Origin of the sequence: Brevibacterium picturae, assembly GCF_030453725.1 — a bacterium.
Lineage (GTDB): Bacteria > Actinomycetota > Actinomycetes > Actinomycetales > Brevibacteriaceae > Brevibacterium > Brevibacterium sandarakinum_A.
Genome location: NZ_JAKDJU010000202.1, coordinates 1 through 4,941, shown reverse-complemented (window position 1 = coordinate 4,941; position 4,941 = coordinate 1). Strand labels below are relative to the sequence as shown.

The 4,941-nt window shown below is 63.3% G+C and carries 6 protein-coding genes and 1 pseudogene; 3 read left to right on the top strand and 4 right to left on the bottom strand.

The window, feature by feature from the left end:
• The 3 genes and pseudogenes from L0G76_RS14060 to L0G76_RS16290 form a co-directional block, all read right to left on the bottom strand.
• A partial coding sequence (locus L0G76_RS14060) for a glycoside hydrolase domain-containing protein (protein ID WP_304357787.1) occupies positions 1 to 1,088 on the bottom strand: 1,088 nt, incomplete at its 3' end.
• Between the two features lie 218 nt (positions 1,089 to 1,306).
• Positions 1,307 to 1,555: pseudogene (locus tag L0G76_RS14055) on the bottom strand (peptidoglycan-binding protein); the annotation flags it as partial.
• Positions 1,556 to 2,229: 674 nt separating this feature from the next.
• Positions 2,230 to 2,436 carry a peptidoglycan-binding domain-containing protein gene (locus L0G76_RS16290; RefSeq protein WP_369696190.1) on the bottom strand — a complete coding sequence of 69 codons (207 nt, stop codon included), beginning with the start codon at positions 2,434 to 2,436 and terminating at the stop codon, positions 2,230 to 2,232.
• A 505-nt stretch (positions 2,437 to 2,941) separates the two neighbouring features.
• Between L0G76_RS16290 and L0G76_RS14050 the strand changes: the two genes are divergently transcribed.
• Positions 2,942 to 3,481: a TnsA-like heteromeric transposase endonuclease subunit gene (locus tag L0G76_RS14050; protein ID WP_304357784.1), complete on the top strand. Its 540-nt coding sequence runs from the start codon at positions 2,942 to 2,944 to the stop codon at positions 3,479 to 3,481.
• A gap of 187 nt (positions 3,482 to 3,668) precedes the next feature.
• Here the strand turns inward: L0G76_RS14050 and L0G76_RS14045 are convergent, their stop codons facing one another.
• A complete protein-coding gene (locus tag L0G76_RS14045; RefSeq protein WP_304357786.1) occupies positions 3,669 to 3,977 on the bottom strand; it encodes an SOS response-associated peptidase family protein in 309 nt (102 codons plus the stop codon).
• A gap of 445 nt (positions 3,978 to 4,422) precedes the next feature.
• Here L0G76_RS14045 and L0G76_RS14040 point away from each other — a divergent pair, with 445 nt between their 5' ends.
• The gene (locus tag L0G76_RS14040) at positions 4,423 to 4,764 is read left to right on the top strand and encodes a hypothetical protein (RefSeq protein ID WP_304357783.1); all 342 of its coding nucleotides are present in this window, start codon (positions 4,423 to 4,425) and stop codon (positions 4,762 to 4,764) included.
• A 16-nt stretch (positions 4,765 to 4,780) separates the two neighbouring features.
• Positions 4,781 to 4,941 (top strand): ATP-binding cassette domain-containing protein (locus tag L0G76_RS14035; RefSeq protein WP_369696189.1); only part of this gene is annotated, 161 nt, incomplete at its 3' end.

Sequence of the window (4,941 nt, the reverse complement as noted above, 5' to 3'; positions counted from 1 at the left end):
ACTAGACCGCCGTTGTAACCGCGGCACATTTCTTGAACATCGCTCGGCGTCATCTCACGCATCTGGTTGGGCTGGATCGACGCGTTCTTATACGCCTCGTGCATCATCACAAACAGTGCCGTCTCCAAGTTGAACTCATCGTCCGAGTTCAACTGCTTCCAGATCGCCCACATGTCCCGCCAGTTGTCCGGATCATAGAGCGACTCGGCAATCAGGCCCTGCTCGACCGCAAACGTCCGTGCGGCGATCGCCGTCGCCGCGAAGATCTGACAGACTCCCGTCGACGAGTCGGACGGGGCCTGCGACGGGGGAGTAATCCCAGCCTCCATCGCCGCGTAGTAACCCCGGACAGCGGTATCACCAGCCGTGTCGAGGTCGTTGATCACCATCGATTCCCAGATGAGCGGCGTCATGATCACTGCCTTGTATACACCATGCTGGGCGGCGAGTCCGGTGATGTACGCATCATAGGAGAGCACAGTCGCCGCAACCTGGATGCGATTGGCGGCCATGTAACCCTGCTGCACGATAGAGTCCGGATACCGCCAGCAGTTCGCGAAGTAGGCCGCCTCGAAGTCGACCCACCGTGCCTCGGGGATCCGCGGATCTGGACCAACACCGACCGCCGGAGCCAGAGACGCCACGCTGGCATCGCGGCCGGAGACGATGTTCTTGTCGATCTCCACGCGGGCTGGCCCGCTGCCGACGTAGGTCGTCTGGATCTGATCGAACGCCCAGTTCACCGGGAGCGGGTAGCCGATGTTGCCACTGAAACCCGTCGACATGTCCGAGACAAAGCTCGCAGCGGCGAGCCCTGCATCGCTGACGCGCGAACAGACGTTACGCGGTCCGTAGATACCGACCCGATAGTCCTGCCCGGTGATTCCCCACGCATCGCGCACCCCCTCGAAGTACGGGATGATCAGGGAGGTCACCTCCGAGTCCACTGCATCGAAGTCCACTGCGAAGTAGATGATCGCGTTCTGTGGTACCTGGTAAGCCCATGCGGCATTCGTCGTCTCCTCAGCGACGTCCTTGCCGCGCTCGTATGTGAAGTGCGCCCGGTCCGCACCTCCGGTCTGGAAAATTGAAAAGAACCGGCCTCCGTGCTCGAAGATAGTCTCCAGCTCACCCGCTTCAGCGACTTACCGGGATGCGAGTTCGGAGTGTTGAAGATGTACCGCCCGAAGTGCGTATAGCCCGCGGTGCGCAACGCCGCCATGCGCGCATCCGTTAGCGTGGTGGAAGTGTCCACGCCGGTCCCCGGACGGTCCGGATCGCCCGTGCTCACAAGCAGCGACGCCCAGGTGTAAACGTTCGCCGATCCCGTCTGTGCTAGCGCTGCGAAATCCTGAAAGCTGCGCGTTGACGTGGCCGTAGTCGCATCGAAGATGCCATTGAACGGTGCGCTGTAGCCGTTGCTGATCAGGCCCGCCTGGAACAGGTGTACGAAGTACGTCGAGCTGTCGCTATCACCTAGGCTGAGCGCGGCTTGCGACTCGAGCCCCGCCTTCGTGCCGGGCCCGAAGTTGCCGTTAGCCACGCCGTCAGCCATGCCAATCTCGTACTGAACCGCTAACAGCATGGCCTTCTGCAAATCCCGGGACATATGACCATCGGCAGGGACTATGAAGAAGTCCCGCCTCTCGACATAACGGCCGTTGAGGGCGCGCTGGATCGCGCGCACCTGCGCGTCGCCACCGCTGAGAAGCGTGTACGCGTCCATCGTCAGCAGCGCCTTGAACAGCTTCCCGTCCAGACCGGACGTCCGCGAAGCCAGACCTATGTCCGAGCGCAGCCGGTTCAGTGCCGTTTGAGCCGTACTGCCCCAGGCACCCGTGAGTTCACCGGCCGTGCCAACGTCATAACCCTTGCAGTACGTCCCTCCCTGGGCGATCCGGATGAGATTGTCGTTTGCCGTACCGGCTCCGATGTGGGCGACGGCATTGACGGCCGCGATCGTGCCCGAGCCGAAGTTGTCCGAGCGCGCCGTGATGCCGAGCTCGTATTGCAGTGCCCTCGTCAGGGCGTACATCGTCTGCCAGCCGGTCTTGCCGTCGGCGGCAATCGGCGCGATGTCCGAGACGCCAGCGTACGTATGATTGATCTAATTCTGAACGCTAAGAACCCACGGGTCCATACACTTCTCCATTTCTTTTTGATCGGCACCGGCGGGGTCTCGTTGCCAGACCCCGCCAGCTTGCCTGTGTGTGAAACTGCACCTGAGGGCTACACCGGCTTGCAGCCGCTCCACGACATGCCCCAGCCGCCATCGAGAGCGCCTGCGGTCACAGGCCCGATGATTCCGTCGATCGTGTACCCGTTAAAACCCTGAAAATCACGGACCGCACCCTCAGTAGCCACTCCGAACTTCCCGTCAACGCTTCCTCGGTGGAAGTTCGCCTCCTTCAAGGTCGCTTGAACTCTCGCAACCATTGAGCCCATATGGCCGTACCGCATCCGCTCCTTGCACTTCCACTCGACATAAGTCGGCATCCGTTGTCACTCCTGCTCCGTTGTTGGTGGACACGTCGATTGTTCGACGATGGCATTAATCGTATTCGCTGCCCCCGACACGCGACGGTCTACTCAGCCCGGCAGCGCCGCGTCCAGCCCGCGCTGTCGTCGAGGCAGCGAGCATGGGGGGCGACGGGATCCACTGGGCGCTGCGTTATGGAGCCGGCGCTGATCTCACCTTGCAAAGGGGAGGGAAGATGACGCGGTGGATTCGCCGCGGCACTCCTGAGGAATCGGACAGTTTATCGAGAATCGGTACACGTGCCCTACTTGTCGCTCCGCAGGTCATGACCCTGCACGCCTGCCAGATCGCGCGAGAACCTACAACTGCTGTAGGTTTCCGTTTGATCTGTCGCTGTTCCACTTCGTTGGCACACGCGTGTCGCGCGTCCCATTTACGTGTCGCGCGGCGCACCCTGGATCCATGGCGCGGTCCACCTTGCTGGACACCGAACTTCGCTACGTCGCCGACGACGGTCGCGAGGTGACGACGTCTGTCCGCGATGCGGTGGCGACGTCTTTGAGCACCGCCCGACCGGTGCGGCGCGTGGGCTCGTATGCAGGGCAGCGGCACTACTCCGGAATGTTCTGGTCGGCGACCACCGGCGGGCACGTGTCCTACGAGAGCCGCCTGGAACTGGATCGACTGTGGCTGGCCGACTTCGACCCGACAGTGACCTGGATCGCGGCACAGCCCATGTGGCTGCGGGGCCACGATGGTGAAGTGATCCGGCGGCATGCCCCGGATCTCCTGCTCACGCGGGCCGATCACAGCCTCGAGGTGGTCGACGTCAAGCCCGGCGATCTTGCCCGACGCCCGAAGGTGGCCAGCGTCTTCGATTGGACCGCGCGTGTGCGAGACGCGGAGGCGGCGCTATCAGGTGTGGTCGGGCGCCGATCCGGTCCGCTTGGCGAACATCCGGACGCTTGCACTCGGCCGACGGTCGGCGCACGTGGACCCTGACGACCTTGCCCGACTCCGAGCAGTGGGCAAGGTCGGGGTGACACTGGGCGCGGCTCTGGGGCAAGGTCCCCGCCCGGCGCAGATGGCCGCGGCGATGACTTTGCTGTGGACGGGACATCGGACCGTCGACCTCAGCGTTCCCCTCGGCCGCGCGACCACGATCACCGCGACCCGGGAAGAGCCACCTTCACGCCCGCCCGTACGCTTCAGCGAGCAGGGGCGAGAGCCGCAACCCGATACAGGCGCACAGGGCTCCGGATCGGCGTCGCGTCTTGCGCGTGACGACCATGAAGGTGACGCCCGAGTCCTCGCCGTCGTCGCCCTTGCGGGCGGCGGTGAGTCCGGCGGCGTACAGCAGCTCTCCGGCGGGGTGGCGCATGAAGCAGGGGACCTTGCCGCCGCCGTCGGTTTCGACCCACTCGTAGTAGCCGGTCATCGGTACGGCCGAGCGGCCGCTCGAGAAGGGGCCACGGAATATGTCGCTGGTTGCGAGCATCTCCAAGCTGGCGTTGATCGGCCGGGCCCCTTGTCCTTCGTGCACGAGGGGCGCAGTCCCCGGCGGGCCAGCTCCAGGCTGCGGTGCACGTCGCCGTCGTCGTCGACCAATTCCCGGACCACGGAAGCCCTCGTGCGCGGGGCGACGCCGTAGACGGGCTCCCCCACCCCGCCCTATCTCGACCCGTCGCCAGGTAGGAGCACAGCAGACCGCCTCCATTGCCGAGCGCCGGCGTCGCTCGCTCGAGAATTATTCTTCTGACGCCCCCTTGTTGCAGATTGGTAACTATCGACAACACACTGGTAACTATTCGCCGCAGATCGCCGTCCGTCGAGTATGAAACTCGCACGGACTGTCGGCTTGACGACCCCGAACCAAGAAGCTACGGCATCTATGCCCCACATCGTGTAAATTGGATCGCGACAATGAAGAGACGGATCTAATCATGAGAAGGACAAAAATTGCCGCCGGAGCATTGATGATCGCTGGCATCGCCTTGGCTCCGGTGTCTGCTTCGGCAGCTACGAGTCGGCAGGGGAACGACACGTCCATCGACTACTCGAGCAGTATCCGCATCTACGGCGGCGAAGCCGACTATCACCCGGTTCGAGTCGAGTACAAGATGGAGAGCAGTAGTAGCTCCCGCCACCTCTATAACTACAACGGTGCGTCGACCTCCGAGTCGACCTCCACGGCGCACCGTCCGGTAAAGCATCGCGCCATCGAGATTCTCAATAACCGCCCGGACGCGTACGGACCTTGGGTGGGAACGGCCGCGAACCGATGAGGATGGGTACTGAACGGTGACAGAGCACGTCATAAGCGCTCACGAGGTGACGGTGGCGTTCGGGCGCGTCGTTGCACTCCCCCGAACGTCGCTGTCCCTCGCCAAAGGTGAAGCGGTCGCGATCATGGGTCCCAGCGGGTCGGGAAAGTCGACCCTCCTGGCCTGTGTGCAGGGCCT

Excerpts from the sequence above, each read along its gene's own strand:
- L0G76_RS16290 (WP_369696190.1), bottom strand. The coding sequence starts at position 2,436 with ATGGTTGCGAGAGTTCAAGCGACCTTGAAGGAGGCGAACTTCCACCGA.
- L0G76_RS14050 (WP_304357784.1), top strand. The coding sequence starts at position 2,942 with ATGGCGCGGTCCACCTTGCTGGACACCGAACTTCGCTACGTCGCCGAC.
- L0G76_RS14045 (WP_304357786.1), bottom strand. The coding sequence starts at position 3,977 with ATGCTCGCAACCAGCGACATATTCCGTGGCCCCTTCTCGAGCGGCCGC.
- L0G76_RS14040 (WP_304357783.1), top strand. The coding sequence starts at position 4,423 with ATGAGAAGGACAAAAATTGCCGCCGGAGCATTGATGATCGCTGGCATC.